The sequence below is a fragment of the Nonomuraea recticatena genome (assembly GCF_039533245.1).
Classification (GTDB): domain Bacteria; phylum Actinomycetota; class Actinomycetes; order Streptosporangiales; family Streptosporangiaceae; genus Nonomuraea; species Nonomuraea roseola.
Genome location: NZ_BAAATE010000030.1, coordinates 95,954 through 116,469 on the forward strand (window position 1 = coordinate 95,954; position 20,516 = coordinate 116,469).

Annotated in this window: 22 protein-coding genes and 1 pseudogene; 15 read left to right on the forward strand and 8 right to left on the reverse strand. The window is 72.3% G+C overall.

Features of this window, described 5'->3' with window-relative positions:
* Positions 1–12: 12 nt before the first annotated feature.
* Positions 13–1,032, reverse strand: a complete 1,020-nt coding sequence (locus ABFX50_RS39055; RefSeq protein WP_346153838.1) for a fatty acid desaturase family protein — start codon at positions 1,030–1,032, stop codon at positions 13–15.
* A gap of 216 nt (positions 1,033–1,248) precedes the next feature.
* Here ABFX50_RS39055 and ABFX50_RS39060 point away from each other — a divergent pair, with 216 nt between their 5' ends.
* The 5 genes from ABFX50_RS39060 (at position 1,249) to ABFX50_RS39080 (ending at position 4,936) form a co-directional block, all read left to right on the forward strand.
* The gene (locus ABFX50_RS39060) at positions 1,249–1,833 is read left to right on the forward strand and encodes a CGNR zinc finger domain-containing protein (protein ID WP_346153840.1); all 585 of its coding nucleotides are present in this window, start codon (positions 1,249–1,251) and stop codon (positions 1,831–1,833) included.
* Positions 1,830–2,276 carry a phosphatase domain-containing protein gene (locus tag ABFX50_RS39065; RefSeq protein WP_346153841.1) on the forward strand — a complete coding sequence of 149 codons (447 nt, stop codon included), beginning with the start codon at positions 1,830–1,832 and terminating at the stop codon, positions 2,274–2,276. Before ABFX50_RS39060 ends, ABFX50_RS39065 begins: the two co-directional genes overlap by 4 nt.
* Before the next feature lie 290 nt (positions 2,277–2,566).
* Complete coding sequence (locus ABFX50_RS39070) at positions 2,567–4,021, forward strand: serine hydrolase domain-containing protein (protein WP_346153843.1); 1,455 nt, start codon at positions 2,567–2,569, stop codon at positions 4,019–4,021.
* A gap of 52 nt (positions 4,022–4,073) precedes the next feature.
* Positions 4,074–4,436, forward strand: coding sequence for a metalloregulator ArsR/SmtB family transcription factor (locus ABFX50_RS39075; RefSeq protein ID WP_346153845.1), 363 nt, complete (start codon positions 4,074–4,076; stop codon positions 4,434–4,436).
* Positions 4,433–4,936 carry an SRPBCC family protein gene (locus tag ABFX50_RS39080; protein ID WP_346153846.1) on the forward strand — a complete coding sequence of 168 codons (504 nt, stop codon included), beginning with the start codon at positions 4,433–4,435 and terminating at the stop codon, positions 4,934–4,936. The genes ABFX50_RS39075 and ABFX50_RS39080 overlap by 4 nt, the downstream gene beginning before the upstream one ends.
* 208 nt (positions 4,937–5,144) lie before the next feature.
* Here ABFX50_RS39080 and ABFX50_RS39085 read toward each other — a convergent pair whose 3' ends face one another.
* The 3 genes from ABFX50_RS39085 to ABFX50_RS39095 all read right to left on the reverse strand — a co-directional run bounded on the left by ABFX50_RS39085 (position 5,145) and on the right by ABFX50_RS39095 (position 7,473).
* On the reverse strand, positions 5,145–5,948 hold the full coding sequence (locus ABFX50_RS39085) for an aminoglycoside adenylyltransferase family protein (protein ID WP_346153847.1): 804 nt from the start codon (positions 5,946–5,948) through the stop codon (positions 5,145–5,147).
* Between the two features lie 161 nt (positions 5,949–6,109).
* The gene (locus ABFX50_RS39090; RefSeq protein WP_346153849.1) at positions 6,110–6,688 is read right to left on the reverse strand and encodes a TetR/AcrR family transcriptional regulator; all 579 of its coding nucleotides are present in this window, start codon (positions 6,686–6,688) and stop codon (positions 6,110–6,112) included.
* Positions 6,685–7,473: an SDR family NAD(P)-dependent oxidoreductase gene (locus ABFX50_RS39095; RefSeq protein ID WP_346153851.1), complete on the reverse strand. Its 789-nt coding sequence runs from the start codon at positions 7,471–7,473 to the stop codon at positions 6,685–6,687. The genes ABFX50_RS39090 and ABFX50_RS39095 overlap by 4 nt, the downstream gene beginning before the upstream one ends.
* A gap of 99 nt (positions 7,474–7,572) precedes the next feature.
* Here ABFX50_RS39095 and ABFX50_RS39100 point away from each other — a divergent pair, with 99 nt between their 5' ends.
* From ABFX50_RS39100 to plsX, 7 genes are all read left to right on the forward strand, one after another.
* A complete protein-coding gene (locus tag ABFX50_RS39100) occupies positions 7,573–8,121 on the forward strand; it encodes a TetR/AcrR family transcriptional regulator (protein WP_346153853.1) in 549 nt (182 codons plus the stop codon).
* Between the two features lie 24 nt (positions 8,122–8,145).
* Positions 8,146–10,311, forward strand: a complete 2,166-nt coding sequence (locus ABFX50_RS39105; RefSeq protein ID WP_346153855.1) for an MMPL family transporter — start codon at positions 8,146–8,148, stop codon at positions 10,309–10,311.
* Positions 10,312–10,494: 183 nt separating this feature from the next.
* Positions 10,495–11,337: a DUF2382 domain-containing protein gene (locus tag ABFX50_RS39110; RefSeq protein WP_346153857.1), complete on the forward strand. Its 843-nt coding sequence runs from the start codon at positions 10,495–10,497 to the stop codon at positions 11,335–11,337.
* Between the two features lie 126 nt (positions 11,338–11,463).
* Complete coding sequence (locus tag ABFX50_RS39115; protein WP_346153859.1) at positions 11,464–11,799, forward strand: polyprenyl synthetase family protein; 336 nt, start codon at positions 11,464–11,466, stop codon at positions 11,797–11,799.
* Positions 11,799–13,211 (forward strand): phytoene desaturase family protein, encoded by a 1,413-nt coding sequence (locus ABFX50_RS39120; protein WP_346153861.1) that lies wholly within the window; start codon positions 11,799–11,801, stop codon positions 13,209–13,211. Before ABFX50_RS39115 ends, ABFX50_RS39120 begins: the two co-directional genes overlap by 1 nt.
* Positions 13,208–14,110: a phytoene/squalene synthase family protein gene (locus ABFX50_RS39125; RefSeq protein ID WP_346153863.1), complete on the forward strand. Its 903-nt coding sequence runs from the start codon at positions 13,208–13,210 to the stop codon at positions 14,108–14,110. Before ABFX50_RS39120 ends, ABFX50_RS39125 begins: the two co-directional genes overlap by 4 nt.
* Complete coding sequence (plsX, locus tag ABFX50_RS39130; protein WP_183644548.1) at positions 14,107–15,048, forward strand: phosphate acyltransferase PlsX; 942 nt, start codon at positions 14,107–14,109, stop codon at positions 15,046–15,048. The genes ABFX50_RS39125 and plsX overlap by 4 nt, the downstream gene beginning before the upstream one ends.
* Before the next feature lie 5 nt (positions 15,049–15,053).
* Here the strand turns inward: plsX and ABFX50_RS39135 are convergent, their stop codons facing one another.
* Complete coding sequence (locus ABFX50_RS39135; protein ID WP_346153865.1) at positions 15,054–15,761, reverse strand: spheroidene monooxygenase; 708 nt, start codon at positions 15,759–15,761, stop codon at positions 15,054–15,056.
* Here ABFX50_RS39135 and ABFX50_RS39140 point away from each other — a divergent pair.
* On the forward strand, positions 15,736–16,311 hold the full coding sequence (locus ABFX50_RS39140; protein WP_346153867.1) for a glycerol-3-phosphate acyltransferase: 576 nt from the start codon (positions 15,736–15,738) through the stop codon (positions 16,309–16,311). The genes ABFX50_RS39135 and ABFX50_RS39140 overlap by 26 nt on opposite strands.
* Here ABFX50_RS39140 and ABFX50_RS39145 read toward each other — a convergent pair.
* Genes ABFX50_RS39145 through ABFX50_RS39155 form a run of 3 tightly spaced genes read right to left on the reverse strand, consistent with a single transcriptional unit; the run spans position 16,262 to position 19,556 of the window.
* Positions 16,262–17,386 carry a glycosyltransferase family 2 protein gene (locus ABFX50_RS39145; RefSeq protein ID WP_346153869.1) on the reverse strand — a complete coding sequence of 375 codons (1,125 nt, stop codon included), beginning with the start codon at positions 17,384–17,386 and terminating at the stop codon, positions 16,262–16,264. The two genes, ABFX50_RS39140 and ABFX50_RS39145, sit on opposite strands and share 50 nt — an antisense overlap.
* Positions 17,383–18,828: a phytoene desaturase family protein gene (locus ABFX50_RS39150; protein WP_346153871.1), complete on the reverse strand. Its 1,446-nt coding sequence runs from the start codon at positions 18,826–18,828 to the stop codon at positions 17,383–17,385. The genes ABFX50_RS39145 and ABFX50_RS39150 overlap by 4 nt, the downstream gene beginning before the upstream one ends.
* Positions 18,816–19,556: a carotenoid biosynthesis protein gene (locus ABFX50_RS39155; protein ID WP_346153873.1), complete on the reverse strand. Its 741-nt coding sequence runs from the start codon at positions 19,554–19,556 to the stop codon at positions 18,816–18,818. Before ABFX50_RS39155 ends, ABFX50_RS39150 begins: the two co-directional genes overlap by 13 nt.
* A gap of 221 nt (positions 19,557–19,777) precedes the next feature.
* Here ABFX50_RS39155 and ABFX50_RS39160 point away from each other — a divergent pair, with 221 nt between their 5' ends.
* Together ABFX50_RS39160 and ABFX50_RS39165 are read left to right on the forward strand one after the other, a co-directional pair.
* Complete coding sequence (locus tag ABFX50_RS39160; protein WP_346153875.1) at positions 19,778–20,329, forward strand: hypothetical protein; 552 nt, start codon at positions 19,778–19,780, stop codon at positions 20,327–20,329.
* Positions 20,326–20,516: pseudogene (locus ABFX50_RS39165) on the forward strand (cytochrome bc1 complex cytochrome b subunit); the annotation flags it as partial. The gene ABFX50_RS39160 and the pseudogene ABFX50_RS39165, both read left to right, overlap by 4 nt.

A 20,516-nucleotide genomic window follows, 5' to 3' on the forward strand; every position in this document is an offset into this window, starting at 1 on the left:
GGGATCGCGTGTTCAGGCGCGGAGGGGCGCGCCCACCGCGTGCAGGTGCCTGAGCATCTGCCGGTACGACTCGATCAGCCCCGTCTCGTAGTAGGGCACGTCGATCTCGGCGCAGTGCGCGCGGACGACGGACTGGGCGTGGCGCAGGTGCGGCGTCGGCATGTTCGGGAACAGGTGGTGCTCGATCTGGTAGTTGAGCCCGCCCATGGCGGCGTCGACGAACCAGCCGCCGCGCACCCCGCGCGTGGTCAGGACCTGCTTGCGCAGGAAGTCGAGCTTCTCGCCCGGCTTCAGCGTGGGCATGCCCTTGTGTCCAGGCGCGAACACCGAGCCCATGTACAGCCCCCAGAGGCCCTGGTGGACGGCGAAGAAGACCAGCGCCTTGCCGGGCGACAGCACCAGGAACAGCGCGGCGAGGTAGCCGGCGACGTGGATGCTCAGCAGCGTCCCCTCCACCAGGCGGTGCTTCGTCCTCGGGTCGCGCAGCGACCGGAAGCCCGAGAGGTGCAGGTTGAGGCCTTCAAGCAGGAGCAGCGGGTAGAACAGCGCCGCCTGCCGCCGGCCGATGAACCGCGGCAGACCCCTGCTCGCCCTGGCCTGGTCGGTCGACCAGATCAGGACGTCGGGGGCGACATCGGGGTCGAGCTCCTCGTGGTTGGGGTTGGCGTGGTGGCGGGTGTGCTTGTCCATCCACCACCCGTAGCCCATGCCCACGAGCAGGTTGCCGGCGAACCACCCGGCGATCCTGCTCGGCCGCTCGGTGCGGAAGATCTGACGGTGCGCGATGTCGTGCCCCATGAGCGCCACCTGGGCGAACACGACCGCGAAGAAAGTCGCGACCAGCAGCTGCCACCAGGAGTCGCCCAGCGCGAGAAAGGCGGCGAGCCCACCGGCGTACAGGCCGCCGACCACGGCCGCCCTGGCCACGTAGTACCCGGGCCTGCGCCGCATCAGTCCAGCGGCCGTGACGCGCTGGAGGAGCCTGGCGTAGTCGCTGCCGGTGGCCGGCCGCACGGTCTGATCAATCGTCATGGAAGGAGTCTGTTGGAGCCGCCCTCCACCGGAAATCCAGCTGGCACCCACGACGGCTGGGGGGTGGACCCTACTGCGCGGACGGCGGACGGCACGCTAGGGCCGCCGCACCAGCCGGGCCGCCACGTCAGCCACTCCAGCCATGAGTGGCTCGACACAGAATGCCAATGTAAGGGTTATAGTTGCGGTTAATCGGTTACCGACTGAGGGGGAGGCGTGCGGATTTCCATCAGCGACTACACGGTGGGGGCGGGGGTGGCCGGCGACCTGGTCAACACCTCGCCCACCGTGCGCTCCACCATGGGCGAGGCCCTGCCCGACCCGGAAGCGCTCGCGGGCTTCCTGGCCGAGCGCGATCTCCGGCTCGACGCGCTCGCGGACCGGCCGCCGACCGAGGACGACCTCCGAGAGGTCCATCTGTTCCGGAGGGAGGTCCGGGGCGTCCTGGAGACCGCCACGGAGGAGCACGCCGTCGCGGGAGGGACCGTGCTGGCCATGCGCGCAGGTCTCAGCCCGGTCCTCCAGCGTGAGCCCGACGGCCGGTGGCAGTGGTACGTCCCGACCGCGCGGGGCGCGTCGCTCGCCGACGAGCTGGCGGCGCTCGTCGGCATCGGGCTGCTCGGCGTCGTCAGGGCCCTCGGTCACGAGCGCTTCCGCCCCTGCGACGCTCCCGGGTGCCGCGGCGTGTTCGTCGACACCAGCAGGCCCGGCCGCCGCCGCTACTGCGGCGACCTGTGCGGCAACCGCCTCAACGTCGCCAACCACCGCGCCAGGCGGCGGCTGGGGAGCGTGGCGCCATGAGCGGGCCTTCGCTCGTCGGCGCCATCCGGCTGCCGGACGGCCTCTGGGTTCGCGGTCGTGGGCTGCGCCGTCCGCTGCCCGAGGGGCCCGTGCCCGACTTCGGCCTCTACCTCGGCTCAGAGCGGCTCCGCCGCCGCCACGAAGAGGATCTGCGCTGGCCGTGCGAGTGGATCGAGTGGCCGGACTTCCTGCTGCCGCGCAGCCATGACGTGGCGGTCCTGCGCATCCGCGCGCTGCACGAGCGGGCCAGGGCCGGTGCGGCGGTCGAGGTCGCCTGCGGTGGCGGCGTCGGAAGGACGGGCACCGTCATCGCCTGCCTGGCCGTGCTGTCAGGGGTGGACCCGGCCGACGCCGTCGCCTGGACCCGCGAGCACCATCACCACCGCGCCGTCGAGACGCCATGGCAACGCCGCTGGATCGCGAGGTTCGCCGCCGAGCGCTGAGCGCCGGACACGTCAGGTTGCCCGACCGGCCGCCGGTTCCCCGCTGCGACCGTTCCTGCGCTGGTCAAGAGCGCGGCGGCGTGGACGGTCTCCCCGGACGGCCGCCACCGCGACCGCCTGCGTCTGAGCTTCGCCCTTCCCCCTAACTGCTCGACCAGGCGGTCGCCGGCCTGGCGGGCGCGTGGGCCGAGCGCGACTGACCATCCCGCACCCGCACCTTGCGTACACTCTACCCATATGCGTACAGTGTTCGCATCGCGAGGACGTCGTGCGCAACGCTGGGAGAGATCATGACGAAGCTGAACTGGGACACCGCCGGCAACTGGAAGGCCGCGGGGGGCTGGGGATCGCTGGACGCCGAGGGCCGTGGCTTCTCCCGCGGGCGCTGGCAGGCCAGGCTCGACGAGTTGCGCGCCGCCCACCACGTGCCGGGGGCGACGCTGGCCGTGCTGGTCGACGGCGAGATCCACGAGCTGGCCAGCGGGGTGCTGAACACCGAGACCGGGGTGGAGGCGACGACCGACTCGGTGTTCCTGTCCGGGTCGATCGCCAAGGTCTACACCGCCACGCTCATCATGCGGCTGGCCGACTCCGGCAAGCTCGATCTCGACGCGCCGGTCGTGAGCGTGCTGCCCGAGTTCGCCACCCCCGACGCCGAGGCCACCGCCTCGATCACGGTGCGGCAGCTGCTCAGCCACACCGGTGGGGTGACCAACGACTTCACCTTCGACTCGGGCCGCGGCGACGACTGCCTGGCCGCCTACGTCGAGGCCGCCAAGGGGGTGGCGCTCGACTGCCCGCCTGGCACGGCGGTCTCCTACGGCAGCCTCGGCTACGTCGTGCTGGGGTGCATCGTCGAGGTGCTGACCGGCGTCACCTGGGACCAGGCGCTGAAGGACCTGCTGTTCACGCCGCTTGGCCTCGAGCGCTCGATGACGCTGCCCGAGGAGGCGCTGCGCCACCGTGTGGCGATGAGCCACCTGGGCGAGCCCGGCCGGCGTCCCGACCCCGCCCCCGCCTGGGACCTGATGCCGCGCTCGGCGGGGCCGTACGGCAGGGTCATCGTCTCGGCGGGCGACGTCGCCCGCTTCGCCCGGATGCACCTGGACGGCGGGCTCGCCCCCGACGGCACCCGCCTGATGTCGGCCGAAGCCGTCGCGGCCATGCAGCGGCGCGAGGTCGAGGTCCCCGACAAGTGGACCGTCAGCGCCGACGCCTGGGGACTGGGCTGGACGCTCTACGACTGGAACGGCATCGCGGGCTACGGTCACGACGGCGCGGCCATCGGCCAGTATGGCTACCTGCGGGTCGTCCCGCACGCGGGCGTGGCCGTCGTCCTGCTCACCAACGGCGGCGGCGCCCGCCAGCTGTACGCCGACCTGTTCAGGGAGCTGCTGGAGGAGCTGGCGGGGGTGCGCATGCCGGAGGCCTTCGGGCCGCCGGCTGAGCCGCCCGTGGTGGACATGTCCCGGCTGGTCGGCAGCTACAGGCGCGAGGGCGTCGTCATCACCGTCACCCAGGGGGAGGGCGGCGGCGCGCGCATGCTGTACGAGTTCGTCGACGGGATGAAGGACCTCTCGCCGCCGCTGGACATGGAGCTGACCCCGGTGTCGGAGACGGTGTTCGCCGCCTCGGGCGCCGGCCCCTCCTTCAGTGAGGACTACATGCCCGTGGTCTTCTCCACCCTGACCGACGGCTCCCAGGTCTGCTACGTCGGCATGCGGGCCACGCCCAAGGTCGGCTGAGGAGCATCGGGACCTCTACCGAAAGCGTAACTTGTAGGTTACGCTTCCAGGTATGGACGAGGTGGCGGGCGCGATCGCCGATCCCGTACGACGGGCCATCCTGACGATGCTGCGCGACTCGCGGCTCTCCGCAGGGGAGATCGCCGACCGCTTCCAGATCAGCAGGCCCGCCGTGAGCCGCCACCTGCGCGTCCTCAGGGAGAGTGGGCTGGTTCGCGACGAGCTCGTCGGCAGGAGGCGGTTCTACGTGCTCGCCCCCGAGCGGTTCGCTGAACTCGTCGAATGGCTCACCCCCTTCGTCCAGCCCTCCGGCCTCGAACATCGTCTCGACGCGCTGGAGACAGAGGTCTACCGCACCCGCCGCGAACGCCGTACGCGTGGACCGGCGGCCCGAGCCCAGGAGAACACCGCATGAGTCCCAGACCCACAGGCCGCCTCTTCCGCACCGGTGAGGGAAGCGATCTGGTCCTCACCCGCACCTTCCGCGCCCCTGCCGAGGACGTGTGGGCCAGCCTCACCGAGCCCGAACGCACGGCCCGCTGGTACGGCCCGTGGGAGGGCGACGCGGGCCCCGGCCGGACGATCAAGGTGCAGTTGGTGTTCGAGGAGCAGGCTCCGTGGATGGACCTGCTCGTCGAGGAGTGCGACCCGCCGCGGCGGCTGGCCGTGTCGGCCACCGACGAGTGGGGGAGGTGGCGGATCGAGCTGCTGCTGTCGGAGAACGACGGTTCGACGGAGCTGCGCTTCGTGCACCATCTCGACAGCGAGGAGGGCCTCGGCGAGGTGGGGCCCGGGTGGGAGTACTACCTCGACCTGCTCGTGGCCGCCCGCGACGGCTCGCCCACGCCGGACTTCGACGACTACTTCCCGGCGATGAAGCCCTACTTCGACGATCTGGCCGCCGGGACGGCGTAGGCTCGCGACGATCGCCTGTCCACGGCCCCACGGGCGCCCGGTCCCGGCTGTGAGCCGAGGTGACCCCCGCCCGAGAACTGGCGGACGGCCCGGCCGAACGCCGTGGTGTCGTCGCGCGGCGCCTCGTCGGTGGGCGGCTTCGGCCCGCAGGCGCAGGAGGCGGCCAGAAATGTGGTCGTGGGCGGCGTGATGGCTCTACGGAGCGCGGTCACCGTCGCCGTGCTCCACCGGGTCCACCGGGTCCGCCGGGTCCGCCGGGCGTGGTCAGGCGCTCGATCGCGCCGACGACGTGGTCGGCGTGTGGTCGCAGGCGGGGCAGGAGGTCGTCCCAGCGCTCGTCCTCGGCTCCGAGGTAGACGGCTCGCGCGCGGGCGAGCACGGGCCGATGCTCGGCGGGCAGCCGGGCGAGCGCCCAGTCCGCCGCCGCGTCCTTCGACCTGATGACCCCGGTCGCGACGGTCGTCCAGATGCGGGCGAGCGTGAGAAGGACGTTGCGCGTGTCCGACTCGAGGTCCTCCAGGAGCGCGGGCAGCCCCGCGACGATGCCGCGGACAAGGTCCCCGGACGGGACGGGGTCGAGCACCTCGGCGGGCGGCGGCCCGGACAGCGGGGCGTTCCCGAGCTGCACCATCGTGATCAACGGCGCGAGATCGGGACTCGGTGACGGCGACGGCACCTCGCCGCGCTCGTAGTCGTCCCGCAGCCACTCGCCGTACAGGAACGCGCAGGTCGGCGGGTAGCGCCAGGGGCGGACGTCGGACTGCACGACGATCGTCAGCTCGACGGGACGGGCGGGCCCGCGCCGAGCCCTCTCGCCGGAGATCTCGAGCAACTCGCCGACGAGCGCCCTGCGCTCGTCCGGCGTCGGGGGCCTTCGCACGACGACGAGCACGTCGACATCGCTCCACGGCCGCAGACCGCCGAGCACGGCCGACCCGTGCAGGTAGGCCCCGACGACATCCTCGCCGAACACCTCCCGAACCAGGCGCGCGACGTCCTCGGCCTGCGTCACCGGCCCGCACCCCGCGCCACCCCACGCTTGATCACAGCCCGGATTCTAAAGACCCGGCCACCCGGCAGCCACCGAGTTTCCGCAGCTTGATCACGAATGCGCCTCAGCGCCAACCAGCGCGATCCCGACTCATCTCTCCGAGTAGGAGAGCCTGGGACAGGTCACCCGCGCAGCGACTGCCAGATCCGGTCCGGCAGCACCCGCGCGGACTCGGCCAGGTCGATCTCCGGAGCGCCTGCCAGCCACCGTCTGGTCACCTCGGCGACCGGCCCGATCAGGAGCATCTCCACCTGCGCCATCGGCAGGCTCGCGACCGTGCCCTCGTCCATGTGCGGCCGGATCCAGGCGGTCAGCCTTTCCAGGCGCGGCGCCTTGTCCGCCGCGATCCGCTCGGCGTGCGGGCCGAGGTCGATGGCGTACGGCGCCGCGTGGATGAAGCGGGCCTTGTCCGGGTGGTCGGCGGTGAATCCGAGATAGGCGAGCACCGCCCGCCGTACACCGTCACGCGCGCTCGGGGCGTCCGCGACGGCGGCGAGCAGGGTGTCGAGGAGGTCGCCCATGCACCGGCTGTAGAGCGTCGCCGCCAGTCCCTCGAGGCTGCCGAAGTGGTGGTACAGGCTGCCCATGCTCACGCCGCTGCGCGTTGTCATGGCCCTCAGGGTGAAATCGCCGGGGTAGACCTCGAGTGCGGTGTCGAGCAGCCGCCTCATGGTCTCCTCGCTGCGCTTGTGCCTGGTCACCTGGCCGACGTCAGCGCCTCGGCCTCTTCCCACACGCGTCCGGCCAGCTCGCCGTCCTGCGCGGGTCCCTCCAGGGGGACCTCCTCGGTCAGGTGGAAGTACCTGCCCGTGCCCGTGCCGTCGTGGACCAGCCCCACGACGGGGCCCGCGCCCTCCTCGGGAGCGGCCCACCTGCGCTTGACGAGCTTGAGCAGCCACCCGACGGGCCCGCTCCGGTCGCCGAGGCCGGTGCGGATCACGCCGGGGTGCACGGCGTCGATCGTGATGCCCGAGGCCCGCCAGCGCTCGGCGAACAGCGGCACGGTCAGCAGGTTGCACAGCTTGGTATCCGCATATGTCCGCATCTGGTGGAAGTCCGCGCCCACGGCGGTCCTGCCCACCTCGACCCTGCCCTTGACGTAGAGCCCGGCGCTGACCTGCACCACGCGGCCGAGCCTGTCCTCGAGCAGATGGTTGAGCAGGAACGGAGCCAGGTGGTTGACGGCGAAGGACTCCTCAAGACCGTCCTCGGTCAGGGTGCGGCGGCTCGGCCACAGCCCCGCGTTGTGCACCAGCACGTCCACGCGAGGGCATCTGTCGCGCAGTTCGCCTGCCAGCCGCCTGACGGCCGCGATCGTGCCGAGGTCGCCGGTCACGAGCTCCACGTCGCCCCTGATGCCCGCCGCCGCCCGGGCGCCACCCTCGGGATCCCTCGCGACCAGCAGCAACCCCTCGCCGGCCAGCCGCTCGCACACCGCGTACCCGATGCCCCTGTTGCCGCCGGTCACCACCGCCGTGGATGCCATAGTAGAGCATTTTTCTAGAGAATTGATCTAATAACAAGCCGCCCGCGCAGTCCTGTCCGATCGGTCAGAGCTGACCGATCGGACAGCTATTGTGGGGGTATGGCACGTCCTCCCTCCGCCCTACGTGGCCACATCCTTGACTCCGCCCTGCAGCTGTTCGCCACGCAGGGCTACAAGGGCGCGTCGCTGCATGACATCGCCCAGGTGGCGGGCTGCTCGAAGGCGTCCCTGCTGTACCACTTCGTCAGCAAGGAGGCGATCCTCGCCGAACTGCTGACCCCCGCGGGCGAAGGGCTGGCCGCGCTCGACGCCCGGCTGTCCGGTCTGGAAGGCGAGGAGGCGGCCGAGGCGGCCGTCACCGGCTTCGTCGATCTGGCCATGCGCTTCCGGCGCGAGGTCAAAGTGCTGTTCCAGGACATCCCCGTGCTGGCCGGCCACCCCGCGCTGGGCGCCGTGCCCGCCGTCGTGGCCCGCCTGATGGCCGCGATGGTGGAGGGCTCGACCGAGCCGAAGGCCCTGGTCACCGCGTACATGGTCGTCGGCGCCGTCGCCGTCACCTGCGCGGCGGACGTGTCGGTGGGGGACGACGACCTGCGTGCCGAGCTGATCCAGGGCGCTCTGCGCACCCTCGGCCGCCAACCCCGCTGAACTTCGAGAAAGACGTCCACTTTCATGGCTTCTGTGCTGTACCGGCTCGGCCGGTTCTCCTTCCGCCGCCGAGGGCGCGTGCTCGCCGTCTGGCTGCTCGCGCTGGCCCTGCTGGGCGGGGCCGCGGCCGCCTTCATGGGCCCCACCAGCGACAACTTCACGATGCCCGGCACGGAGTCCCAGCGGGCGCTCGACTCCCTGCGCGAGAAGTTCCCGCAGGCGGGTGGCGCGACGGGCACCATCGTCATGGCCGCGCCCGAGGGCGGGAAGCTCGACAAGGCCGCGGTCGCGGCGGTCGTGGGGGAGGCGGGCAGGGTTCCGGGCGTGATCGCCGCCATCGACCCCTTCACGGCAGGGTCGGTCACGCCGGACGGCCGCTACGCGCTGGTCCAGGTCCAGTTCGCCACCGCCGTCGACGAGGTCACCGCCGCCCAGCGCACGGCGTACGAGCAGGTCGGCGCCTCCGCGCGGGGTCTTCGGGTGGAGCACGGCGGCGAGGTCATGAGGGCCGAGGTGGAGATCGGCTCCACCGAGGCGCTCGGTGTTCTGGTCGCCGCCCTGGTGCTCGTCGTCACCTTCGGCTCCCTGGTCGCCGCGGGCATGACGCTGCTCAACGCGCTGATCGGCGTCGCGGCGGGGATGGCGGGGCTGTTCGCCCTCAGCGGCGTGCTGGAGCTGACCGGCACCGCGCCCATCCTCGCGTTGATGCTGGGACTGGCCGTCGGCATCGACTACTCGCTGTTCATCACCTCCCGCTACCGCCAGTACCTCACCGAGGGCATGGCGCAGGAGGAGGCCGCGGGGCGCGCGACCGGGACCGCGGGCTCGGCCGTCGTCTTCGCCGGCGCCACCGTCGTCATCGCTCTGGCCGGCCTCTTCGTGGTCGGCGTTCCCTTCCTGACCGTGATGGGCCTGGCCGCGGCCGGCACCGTCGCGCTGGCCGTCCTGGTCGCCCTCACCCTGCTCCCCGCCATGCTGGGCTTCGCGGGCTCCCGTGTCCTGCCCCGCAGGCAGCGCGGCGGACAGGCGCACAACCGGGGTCGCGAGGGATTCGGCTTCCGCTGGGGCAGGATCGTCACCCGGCTGCGCGTTCCGATCCTGCTGGCCGGTGTCGTGGGGCTCGGCGCGCTGACCCTGCCCGCCCAGGACATGCGTCTGGCACTGCCCGACGCGGGCACCGCCGCCCCTGGCTCGCCGGCCCGCGAGGCCTACGACCTGATCAGCGAGGGCTTCGGACCCGGCTTCAACGGACGGCTGATCGCCGCCGTCACCGGCGACACCGCTGCGGCCACCGGCGCGGCCGCCACCCAGGCCGCGCAGCTGATCGACGCCACGGACGGGGTGCTGCACGTCTCCCGGCCGCAGCCGAACCCGCAGGGCACCACCGTGCTGATGACCGTCATCCCCGAGGCTGGTCCCGCCGACGCCGCCACCGAGCAGGCCGTCCACGCCATCAGGGAGCGCGTGGCGGGCATCAGGGGCGCCGACATCGCCCTGACCGGCGCCACCGCCATCGGCATCGACGTGTCGGCGAAGCTCGCCGCGGCGATGCCCGTCTACCTGGTGCTCGTCGCCGGGCTGTCGATCCTGCTGCTCATGCTGGTCTTCCGCTCCCTGCTGGTGCCGATCAAGGCGGCGCTGGGCTTCCTGCTCACCGTCGGCGCCACGTTCGGCATCACCGTGGCCATCTTCCAGCAGGGCCATCTGGCCGGCCTGTTCGGCGTCGACGTGCCGGGACCGCTGGTGAGCTTCCTGCCGATCCTGCTCATCGGCATCCTGTTCGGTCTCGCCATGGACTACGAGGTCTTTCTCGTCTCCCGCATGCGCGAGGACTTCGTCCACGGCGACAGCCCGCAGCAGGCCACCGTCAACGGCCTGGGCCACAACGCCCGTGTCGTCACCGCCGCCGCGCTGATCATGACGGCGGTCTTCGGAGGGTTCGTGTTCATGGACGACCCGATCATCAAGTCCATCGGCTTCGCGCTGGCCGTCGGCGTGCTCGTCGACGCGTTCGTCGTCCGGCTGACCCTGGTGCCGGCCGTGATGTCCTTCCTCGGCCGCGCGGCCTGGTGGCTGCCCCGCCCCATCGACCGCATCCTGCCCGATCTCGACATCGAGGGAGAGAGCCTGACCAGGAACCTGAGCGCCGACCGGCTCGACGACGCCAGGGACCCCCTCAAGGTAGCGTGAGGGGACGTAAACAACCGGCACAGAGACCGCCTGTCCGGACGCGGCGATCCTTTGCCGCCGTCGCCGCCGTTCCAAGCTCTCCCTCGGCGAGGTACGCATTGTGTCCACACTCCGGCAAACCGCGATAACCGCCTGACAGGCGCGGGCAATTCCCTCGGAGAACCACACAAGGGGGAGTTGCACGTGATCACGCAGGAGCAGATCCAGACGGTCATCGGGCGGACGGTCTTCGACCGCGACGGGGCCAAGGTGGGCGAGGTGAAGAACGTCTACCTCGACGACCACACCAATGAGCCCGAGTGGCTGACTGTCAGGACCGGGCTGTTCGGCATGCACGAGTCCTTCGTCCCGCTGCGCACCGCGCGGGTGGACGGTGATCGGGTCGACGTCACCTACGACAAGGCCATGATCAAGGGCGCGCCGCGCGTCGACGTCGAGTCCGGCGGCCACCTCTCGCTGGACGAGGAGCGCGAGCTCTACCGCTACTACGGGCTCGACTGGAGCGCGGCATCGGGCAGGCAGAGCGGAGACGGCCGCGGCCCGGTCCCCGGTCAGGGCGCAGGCAGGAAGACCGGACGGTCCGGCGACACAGGGACCTCCGGCGCCGGCCTTCCCACCCAGGCGGGCAGGTCCGACGAGGCGATGACACGCTCGGAGGAGCACCTGCGCGTCGGCAAGGAGCGTCGCGAGAGCGGGAGGGCGCGGCTGCGCAAGTACGTGGTGACCGAGACCGAGCAGGTGACCGTACCGGTCACCCGCGAGGAGGTACGGCTGGAGCGGGAGCCGATCACCGACGCCAACAGGGACGCCGCGATGCGCGGAAAGGACATCTCCGAGGCCGAGTACGACGAGACCCTCTACGAGGAGCGCGCTGTCGTGGACACCGAGGCCGTCCCCGTCGAGCGGGTGCGGCTGGCCAAGGAGCAGGTGACCGACCAGGAGACCGTCTCGGGCCAGGTGCGCAGGGAGCGCGTGGAGACCGACGGCGACGTGCGTGACGAGCGCGAGCGCCGAGGCCGCCGCTGACGGCGACGCCGCCGAAGAGGGTGCCCCGGCCGGGGCGCTCGACGGTCCGGCTCAGGCCGGCCACATGACGGCACGCGAGGCGAGGAGCGGTGCCTGAGGCAACCGGCGTTCCAGCTGCGTGACGACGTGCTCGGCGTGTTCGGCGTGTTCGGCGATCCCGCGCTCACCGGCAAGCCCGCCGGCGCCGACCTGTTCCTCGGCAAGCAGACCTATCTGCTGGCCGAGGCCAGGCGGCGCACAGGGGGTCACGGCCACACGCCGGTGGACGACGTGCGCGACGAGGCCGAGGTCGCGGCGGCGCGGGAGCTGATCGTCGCGTGCGGCGCCCTGGAGGCCGTGGAGCGGCGCATCGACCTGCTGACCAGGAAGGCGACGGCGGCGCTGGAGAGGGCGGGACTGCCGGAGGAGGCCTCGGCGGCGCTGGCGGAGCTGGCCCGCCAGGTCACGGACAGGAGAGCTTGATGGACGTGGTGATCGGGGCGGGGCTGGCCGGCCTGTCCGCGGCGGTTCACCTGGCCGCGGCCGGACGCGAGGTGACCGTGATCGAGGCGCGGAAGGAGCCCGGCGGCTGCTGCGGCACGGCGGAGCTCGGCCCTCACCGTTTCGACACCGGGCCCTCGGTGCTGACCATGCCGGGGGTCCTGGCCGAGATCTTCGGCGCAGCGGGGGAGGAGCTGGAGGCCTGGCTGCCGCTGCGGCGGCTGGACCCCGCCTATCGCCTGTTGTTCGCCGACGGCTCCCGCCTGGACGTGACGCCCGAGGCCGAAGCGATGGTCAGGCAGGTGCGCGAGCTGTGCGGTCCGGCCGAGGCCGAGCGGTACCGCCGCTTCCGCGCGCTGCTGGGCCGGATGTTCGAGGCGGAGTGGCCCGCGTTCATCGACGCCGACATGACCCGCCTGCGGGCCATGGCCAAGCCACTGGCGCTGGCCCGGCTCGCGGCGATGGGCGGCTTCCGCCGTCTCGACCGGCTGGTGGCCGCACACCTGACCGACGATCGGCTCATCAGGGCGCACACCTTCCAGGCGCTCTACGCGGGCCTGTCGCCGCGGCGGGCGCTGGGCATCTACGCGGTGATCTCGCACATGGACACCGTGGGCGGCGTCTACTTCCCCCGCGCAGGAGGGATGCACGCGATCCCGCTCGCCCTGGCCGCGCTGGCGGAGAAGCTTGGGACCACCTTCAGGTACGGCACGCGAGCCATCCGGGTGCGGACCGACTCCGACGGTGTCACCGCGGTGCTCCTGGACAGCGGCGAACGGCTCGCCGCCCGCACCGTCGTGGTCGCCTGCGACCTGGTGAACGCGCATGCGGGGCTGCTCCCGAAGGCCGCTGCCGACTGGCGGCTGCGCCGTCCGCGCTTCTCGCCCTCGTGCGTCGTGCTGCACATCGGGCTGGAGCGACCTCTCACCGGCCAGGCACACCACACGCTGCACTTCGGGAAGCAGTGGGCGTCCATCTTCACCGCCCTGGAGGCGGGCAGGCCCCAGCCGGACCCCAGCATCCTGGTCACCCACCCCACGCCTGACACCCTGACCGTGCTGGAACCCGCGCCCAATCTGCTGGGTCACGGCTGGGAGGGACTGGCGGACCGCACGCTGGCCCGCCTGACCGATCTGGGCTACGGCGATCTGTCGACACGACCGCGTCTGACCTGGGACCCACGCCGATGGGCGGCGGAGGGACACTCCGCGGGCACCCCCTTCGCGCTGGACCACCGCTTCACCCAGACCGCGTGGTTGCGCCCCTCGGGCGTCGCCCGCCGCATCCCCGGGCTGCACTTCGCGGGGATGCACACCGCGCCGGGCGTCGGCGTCCCACCCGTGCTGATCTCCGGGCGGCTGGCCGCCCTGCGCATCCTGGAGGCCGCCCGATGAGCAGCCTGACCGCGAGCTACGAACGGTGCCGCCGGCTGCACGCCCGATACGGCCGCTCCTACTACCTCGCGACGCTGCTGCTTCCCTCGTGGAAGCGGCGCCACGTCCACGCCCTGTACGGTTTCGCCCGCTACGCCGACGAGATCGTCGACTCCTTCGAGATGCGCTCGGACAGGGCGGAGGCGCTCGACGCCCTGTCGGCCCGTCTGAGCGCGGCCCTGTCGGGCGCGCCCGTCGAGGATCCGGTGCTGCCCGCCCTGGCCCACACCGTGCGCTCGTTCGGCATCGACCAGCGTGAGCTGGCCGCCTTCCTGCGTTCGATGCGCGCGGACCTCACGGTGACCCGCTACGCCACCTACGACGAGCTGCTGGAGTACATGGAGGGCTCGGCGGCGGTCATCGGCACCATGATGCTGCCGATCCTTGAGCCGCTGCCCGGCGCCGAGGCGGCGGCCAGGGAGCCGGCGCGCCAGCTCGGCCTCGCCTTCCAGCTCACCAACTTCCTCCGCGACGTCACCGAGGACCTCGACAGAGGGCGCATCTACCTGCCGGCGGCCGACCTGTCCGCGTTCGGTGTCGCCGAGGAGGACCTGCGCGGGCACACGGTCACCCCCGCCGTACGGCGGCTGCTGGCCTTCGAGGCCGAACGCGCCCACCGCCACTACCGCCTGGCCCTGGAGGGCGTCGACCTGCTCACGCCCTCCTCGCGGCCCTGCGTGCGGGCCGCCTACCACCTGTACGGTGGCATCCTCGCCGAGATCGAACGCGCCGGGTTCGAGGTGCTGGGGCGGCGGGCGCGGGTGCCGCGGCGGCGCAAGCTGGCCATCTTCACCCGCCACCTGCTGGCCGCGTCGAGCGCGGGCAGGCAGGAACGGCGCGTCAGCGTGGAGCTGCCATGAGCGCCGCTCCTGTCGTCCTCGACGCCATGGGTGGTGATCACGGCCCGTCCGAGATCGTCAGGGGCGCGGTGGCCGCATGGCGGACGCACGGCGTGCCCGTCGTGCTGGTCGGCCGCGAACGCGAGGTACGCGAGGAGCTGGAACGGCACGACGCCACCGAGATCCCCGTAGTCCACGCCGACGAGGCGGTTCCCATGTCCGAGCGTGGCGCGCCGGCCACGGCCGGCGCTTCGACGAGCCTGGCCGTGGGCTGCGAGCTGGTACGGCGCGGCGAGGGCGCGGCGTTCGTCTCGGCGGGCTCCACCGGCGCGGTGGTCTCCTGCGCGGTCCGCCTGATCGGCAGGGCCGAAGGGGTGCTGCGCCCGGCGCTGGCGGTGGCGCTGCCGACGCTGCCAGGCGGTTCGACCGTCCTCGTCGACGCGGGCGCCACCGCCGATCCGACTCCGGAGATGGTCGCCCAGTTCGGCGTTCTCGGCACTACCTACGCCCGCCTGGTGTTCGGCGTGCCCGATCCGCTGGTGGGGCTGCTGTCGATCGGATCGGAGCCGGACAAGGGCAACCGGCTGATCAGGGGCGCGGGCCGGCTGCTCCACGAGCTGCCGGTGCGCTTCCACGGCAACGTCGAGGGACACGACGTGCTCGCAGGGCGCGTCGACGTGATCGTCACCGACGGGTTCACCGGCAACATCGTGCTGAAGAGCGTCGAGGGATGCGTGCGGACCGCCCTGTCCATGACGGCCGCGGCAGGGATCGCCGCGCCCGAGGACCTCGCGGTGGTGGCCCGTCGCTACGACCCCGAGACTCACGGCGGCGCCGCGCTGCTGGGCCTGCGGGGAACGCTGATCGTCGCGCACGGCTCCTCGGGAGCGGCGACGATCGCCCGCGCCTGCCAGGTGGCACGCGATCTGGCAGGCGGCCGGCCGAGGACGACGCCGTGAACGGGTCAGGCCAACGGGTCGGCGCCGTTCCAGCTGCCCTGGCTGGCATAGGGGATGAAGCGGGCGAACAGCTCCTCGGCGTACCAGTCCTCGGACCGTACCCGGTCGATCACCGTCCGGTGCGCGGCGTCCCCGTAGGCGAAGCCGTTCACCTCGTCCGCGCCGCGCCACAAGGAGAAGGTGGCCTGGCGTGCCAGTGGCCACTCGCCGACTCCGACGGAGGCCAGACATCCGCGCTGCTCCGCCAGGAGGCGGTCCACCCCGGGGACCGAGCGGTAGAAGGCGGCCAGCCTGGCCGGCCTGATCGACGCCCTGGTGAGCACGGCCACAGGGCCTTCCTGCGCTCCGCGCGGGGGCCTGGCCGTCCCTGCGAAGGGGTCTTGGCCGCCCCACCGCCCGCGCCAGGCCAGGGGCGCCAGCCGTACGTGCCAGGACTCCCGCGCCTGGCCGCGCCACCGCTCGGCGATGGGGGAGCGGCACAGGAACGCCTCCAGCGCGGCCTCCTCGCGCCACACCGCGAACAGCGCCCAGCGGCGCAGGTCCGCGCCGAGGCTCATGGACGCCGCCCGGCCGGTGCCGAGCAGGCGGTGGAACAGCAGACCGCCGGTGCGCCGCAGCAGCGGCCGGTCGAAGGCCACGTAGCGCATGGCGCTCAGGTCCGCATACCTGACAAGGTGGAATGAAGCGATGCCCGCCTGGTTCGCCGCTGTCATCGGTGGTTACCTTCTCGGCTCGATCCCCGTCGCGGTCCTCGTGGCGCGTGCGCACGGCTTCGACCCGCGCGAGGTCGGCGACCGCAATCCCGGCTTCTGGAACATGAAGGAACAGCTGGGCTGGCGCGCCGCGGCACCGGTGTTCGCCGGTGACGCGCTGAAGGGGACCCTGGCGGCATCGGTCGGCCTGTGGGCGGGCGCTCTGTGGGCGGGCGGCGGCTGGGGTCCGGTGTACGCGGCGGTGGCGGCGGCGATGGCCGGCCACGCGTGGCCCGTGTTCGCGCGCATGGGCGGAGGACGCTCGATTCTCACCTTCGCAGGCGGGTTCGCGGTGATCTGCTGGCCCGCCTTCCTGCTCGGCGTGGCGGTGCTGGCCATCGTCGGACTCCTGACCAGGTCGTTCGCGAAGGGGGCGCGCGCAGGGGTCTTCGGCCTGCCTCTGCTGCAGCTGATCTTCACCCCGGTGGAGCAGGTGGCGGCCACGGGCGCGCTGATGTGCCTCATCGGGCTGCGCTTCGGTCAGGCGGCGCTGGCCGAGCGCCGGAGATGAGCCGCGGGTAGGTCCTGCCGCGCCAGGTCCGCACCGGCCGCAGGGTGCCCTGCGTCAGGCGTACGGCGGTCGCGAGGTCGAGCAAGGGCGACAGCGCAAGCCCTGGGCCGGGACGGACATAGCTGCCCCGCAACGCGCAGGTCAGCAGCAGGCGCATCGCCAGCAGGCCCAGGTCCAGCCTGGTGGGACGGCCGGTCAGCAGCCGCAGCACGGGCAGCGCCGTCGTCAGCCACACCACGCTCAGGTCCGCCGCCTTCCACGCGGGGCCGGTCACGTCGGCCAGCGGAAGCGAGCGGCCCCACTCCCGCCACACCTCGCCGAACGACTCGTGCATGTCCACGTGGAGCAGGTCTCCCGCGTCGAGCAAGGCCGTCCGCCAGCCGTCGGCCGCCAGCGTCCTGGCCAGCGCGACGTCGTCGGTCATGTGGCCGCGCACGCGGCTGAAGGCGTCCGCCTCGAGCATCGGGGCCCGGCGGAAGGCCATGCACTGGCCGTTGGCCAGGGCCCGCCGGGGTGAGGGCGGGCAGGCCGGGCCGATCGGGCCGAAGCGGTAGACCAGGGTGGCCAGGAAGGAGGCGTGCAACGCCTGCTCGGCCGTACCGTCGCAGACGAACCTGGGCCCGGCCGAGACGAGATCGAACTCGTCCAGAGCCGCGACCAGCGCGCCGAACAGGCCGGGCCTGGGCCTGGCGTCGGCGTCCAGCGTGACTATCACCTGGCCGCCCGCCGCGGCCAGGCCCTGCCGCAGCGCCCATTGCTTGCCCACCCAGCCAGGGGGGAGCGGCTCCCCCTTGACGACCTTCGCGCCCAGCCCCGCCGCCACGCGTGCGGTCGCGTCGGTGGACTCGTCATCCACCACGATCACCTCGGCGACGGCGGGGTCGGCCAGCGCGACGCTCAGGCAGGGCGCGATGCGAAGCTCCTCGTTCCTCGCCGGCACGACGACCGAGACCGCGCCCGTGACCTGGTGCACGGGAGCAAGCGGCGGTCTGCGCCGCCGTCCCCTGGCCAGCCTGGCGCCCACGGTGACGGCGGCGGCGGCCTGGGCGAGGCCGAGCGCGGTGGTCCACTTCACGAGGTGGCCTTTCCGACGGGGAAGTCTCGGTTGACGAGGTCGGCGACGATCCTGCCGCCCATCGCGACCAGCGGCAGCCCGCCGCCAGGGTGGACCGAGCCGCCGACCAGGTACAGGCCGCGCCTCGGCCCCCTGTTGCCGGGGCGGCGGAAGGGGGCCAGCGGGCCTGAGTAGGCGCCGCCGTAGATGGCCCCGCCCCACGCGCCGTACCGCTCCCGCAGGTCGGCAGGGGTGAACAGGTCCACGAACCGGAGCCGGCCCGACAGGTCGTGGCCTCGCTCTGCCAGCCGCTCCAGCACCAGGTCTCGATAGGCCTGTGGCGAGAGCGGCCAGCGGGAGGGGTCACGGGCGGGAACGTTGACCAGCATCGTCCAGGCCTCCGCGCCCTCAGGGGCCTGGGAGGGGTCGTCCACCGAGGCGCAGCCGACGTAGACGGTGGGGTCCCGCGGCGGCCTGCGGTGCTCGAAGAGGTCACCGAACTCGGCTCGGTAGTCGGCCGAGAACAGGATCGAGTGATGGGCGAGCCCTTCGGTGCGGCCCTCCACCCCGGCCAGCAGCAGGAAGGCCGACGACGAAGGCCCGAGCGCGGCGATGCGCCGCAGCCTGCGCCGATCAGGGAGCAGGTGCCCGTACAGCTCGGCCGCGTCGGTGTTGACGATCACCACCTCGCAGCCGACCTCGCCGCCGTCGGCGAGCCGTACCGCCCTGACCCGCCCTCCGCCGGCCACCACCTCGCAGACCCGTGCCGAGAGGCGCACCTCCACCTGAGCCTCCTCCAGCAGCCTGGCCAGGTCGTCGGCGAGGGTCGGCAGCCCGCCTGGGACGTACCAGCCGCCATGGTCGTGTTCGATGGCCGGGATGCAGCCGAGCGCGGCCGGCGCCCGGTAGGGGTTGGAGCCGGCGTAGGTGGCGTAGCGGGCGACGTACTGCCGCAGGCGGCGATCGGTGAAGGCGCGGCGCGCGAGCCCCGCGAGCGTACGGCCGGGCGCCACCGCCGTCAGGTCCGACAGTCGCGCCTCCGACGGCGGCCTGGTCAGCGGTCCCGCGAAGAAGGTGCGGGTCGATGCCTCCAGGCAGCCACGCGCCCAGGCGTGGAAGGCCCGCCAGCGCGCGCCCTGGCCCGGCGCCAGCCGCTCCACCTCCGCCGCCATCCGCTCAGGATCGCGATGGGCGCTCAGCCGCGAGCCGTCGGCGAACCGGTAGCGGCACAGCTCTCTCAACTCCACCAGCTCCCGCCGCACGCCCAGCTCGCGGAAGACACCGGGCAGGGTGAGGAGGGAGGGCCCGAGGGAGAAGGTGAAACCGTCGCGCCGATGCTCGGCGAGCTTGCCCCCCAGCCGAGGCAGCTGCTCGAACAGCCGCACCTCGTGGCCCGACCTGGCCAGGAGCAGGGCGCTCACCATGCCGCCCACCCCGCCGCCGATCACGCTCACCTCTGCCATCGACGCCTCCACGCCAGCACGGCGAACGCCCCCATGGCCATCCCTCCGCACGCCGCCACGAGTGGGTCGGGCGGCTGGAACACCAGCGCGAAGCCGAGAGTCTCCATGACCGCCATCACCGTGTACACCGTCACCAGCCCCGTGTCGCCTGCCGTGTCACGCGCGAGGGCGTGGATCAGCGCCATCATCAGGAACGAGACCACCAGCCAGCCCGCGAAGTTGGTGAGCGGGACACCGCGGTAGGGGCCGTCGTGCTCCCATGCCCACAGACCTAGCCTGATCATCTGCGGGTCCAGGAAGAGGTCCCACGCGGTCAGCGCCACCGCCCCGAGTCCGATGCGGGTCAGACCGGTTCCTCGTGCGACCGCGTACGCGGCCAGCCCCATGCCCGCCCAGGCCAGCGGCACGATCACCGGCACCCCGAACAGCTGGGGCTGCAGGACGGCGGTGTAGGCGTAGTCGCCGAACGGCACGCCTGTGGTGACACCGAGCAGTTCGGACCCGTAGCCCAGCGCCGCCGCCGAGGCGAAGGCCGAGACCGCCCGCCGCAGGCCGCAGGCCGCCGCCGCGAAGGCGACCGACGACAGGGCGAGCAGGATGACGACCAGGCTGGTCAGGCCGATCGGCCTAGGCTGCAGCCCGGTGGCCACCTGGGCGGCGACCATCGCGGACAGCAGCAGCGCACCGGCGACGGAGCCGGTACGTCGTCGCGTGAGGACATCGGTCACAGCTCTTCCTTCGAGCGAGGACGTCGATCAGATGCATCCGTCTGGCTCAGGCCTCGTCCTGACGCTGCCGTGCTCCTTGCCGAGCGGAGAATCCAGCATGCGTCGCGAGTCCGTCGTGGTGGAAGCGGACGCGCGGGGGCGCCACCGGATCCCGCTGAGCGGGGGCTGCCATGCAACCGCTTTTGTCCCTTATGCGAATATGCAGGAAGGGGGAATGTGGTATGGGGCAGTCCGACAGGCGGCTGAACGAGTTTCTCGACGCGCTCGACGCGCGGCTGCCCTACGTGCGCTACCAGGTCCGCAGGTTCCCTGAGGGAGAGGACTTCCTCCAGCTCAACGTGCCGGGCACCGCGCGCGCGACGGTGTTCATCCAGGACGGCGAGTGGATCTGCCTCAGCGAGACAGCGTCGGATGTGACCCTGCAGCGCGCCCTGGGCTCGGTGAACGAGCAGCCGCAGGCCGTCGTCGAGCGCCTCTCCTTCCCCGCACGCGCCTCGAAGCCGCGCTCCCGGCGGGCGCGGGTCCTCCGCGCCGGGGGACTCGGCCTGGCCGCGGCGCTGGGAGCCGCCGTGCTCGCCGCCGTCGTGCTGGCCGTCCTCGTGCTCGGCAACGGCTACGGCTACGGCTCGGACACGGTTCGCGCGACGATCAACGCGCTGGCGGCCGTGTGCGGCGCGGCTGTGGGCGTCTGGGTCGTCCGGCGCTCGTGGCGCGTTTCGGGAGACGGACAGACAGGGGACAGACCGGATGGAAAGGAAGAGGGCCAGGAATGAGCGACATGACGGCTGTTCCCAAGGCCATCGCGGGTCCTTCGAAGTTTCTGGATGATCGCATCGGCGCGGGCACCTTCCTCAAGCGGAACCTGCGCAAGATCTTTCCCGACCACTGGTCGTTCCTGCTGGGTGAGATCGCGCTCTACTCCTTCATCATCCTGCTGCTGAGCGGGACGTTCCTGACGTT

Coding starts and splice junctions, on each gene's coding strand:
- ABFX50_RS39055 (WP_346153838.1), bottom strand. CDS start 1,032: ATGACGATTGATCAGACCGTGCGGCCGGCCACCGGCAGCGACTACGCC.
- ABFX50_RS39065 (WP_346153841.1), top strand. CDS start 1,830: ATGAGCGGGCCTTCGCTCGTCGGCGCCATCCGGCTGCCGGACGGCCTC.
- ABFX50_RS39070 (WP_346153843.1), top strand. CDS start 2,567: ATGACGAAGCTGAACTGGGACACCGCCGGCAACTGGAAGGCCGCGGGG.
- ABFX50_RS39075 (WP_346153845.1), top strand. CDS start 4,074: ATGGACGAGGTGGCGGGCGCGATCGCCGATCCCGTACGACGGGCCATC.
- ABFX50_RS39080 (WP_346153846.1), top strand. CDS start 4,433: ATGAGTCCCAGACCCACAGGCCGCCTCTTCCGCACCGGTGAGGGAAGC.
- ABFX50_RS39095 (WP_346153851.1), bottom strand. CDS start 7,473: ATGGCATCCACGGCGGTGGTGACCGGCGGCAACAGGGGCATCGGGTAC.
- ABFX50_RS39100 (WP_346153853.1), top strand. CDS start 7,573: ATGGCACGTCCTCCCTCCGCCCTACGTGGCCACATCCTTGACTCCGCC.
- ABFX50_RS39105 (WP_346153855.1), top strand. CDS start 8,146: ATGGCTTCTGTGCTGTACCGGCTCGGCCGGTTCTCCTTCCGCCGCCGA.
- ABFX50_RS39120 (WP_346153861.1), top strand. CDS start 11,799: ATGGACGTGGTGATCGGGGCGGGGCTGGCCGGCCTGTCCGCGGCGGTT.
- ABFX50_RS39125 (WP_346153863.1), top strand. CDS start 13,208: ATGAGCAGCCTGACCGCGAGCTACGAACGGTGCCGCCGGCTGCACGCC.
- plsX (WP_183644548.1), top strand. CDS start 14,107: ATGAGCGCCGCTCCTGTCGTCCTCGACGCCATGGGTGGTGATCACGGC.
- ABFX50_RS39140 (WP_346153867.1), top strand. CDS start 15,736: ATGCCCGCCTGGTTCGCCGCTGTCATCGGTGGTTACCTTCTCGGCTCG.
- ABFX50_RS39135 (WP_346153865.1), bottom strand. CDS start 15,761: ATGACAGCGGCGAACCAGGCGGGCATCGCTTCATTCCACCTTGTCAGG.
- ABFX50_RS39150 (WP_346153871.1), bottom strand. CDS start 18,828: ATGGCAGAGGTGAGCGTGATCGGCGGCGGGGTGGGCGGCATGGTGAGC.
- ABFX50_RS39160 (WP_346153875.1), top strand. CDS start 19,778: ATGGGGCAGTCCGACAGGCGGCTGAACGAGTTTCTCGACGCGCTCGAC.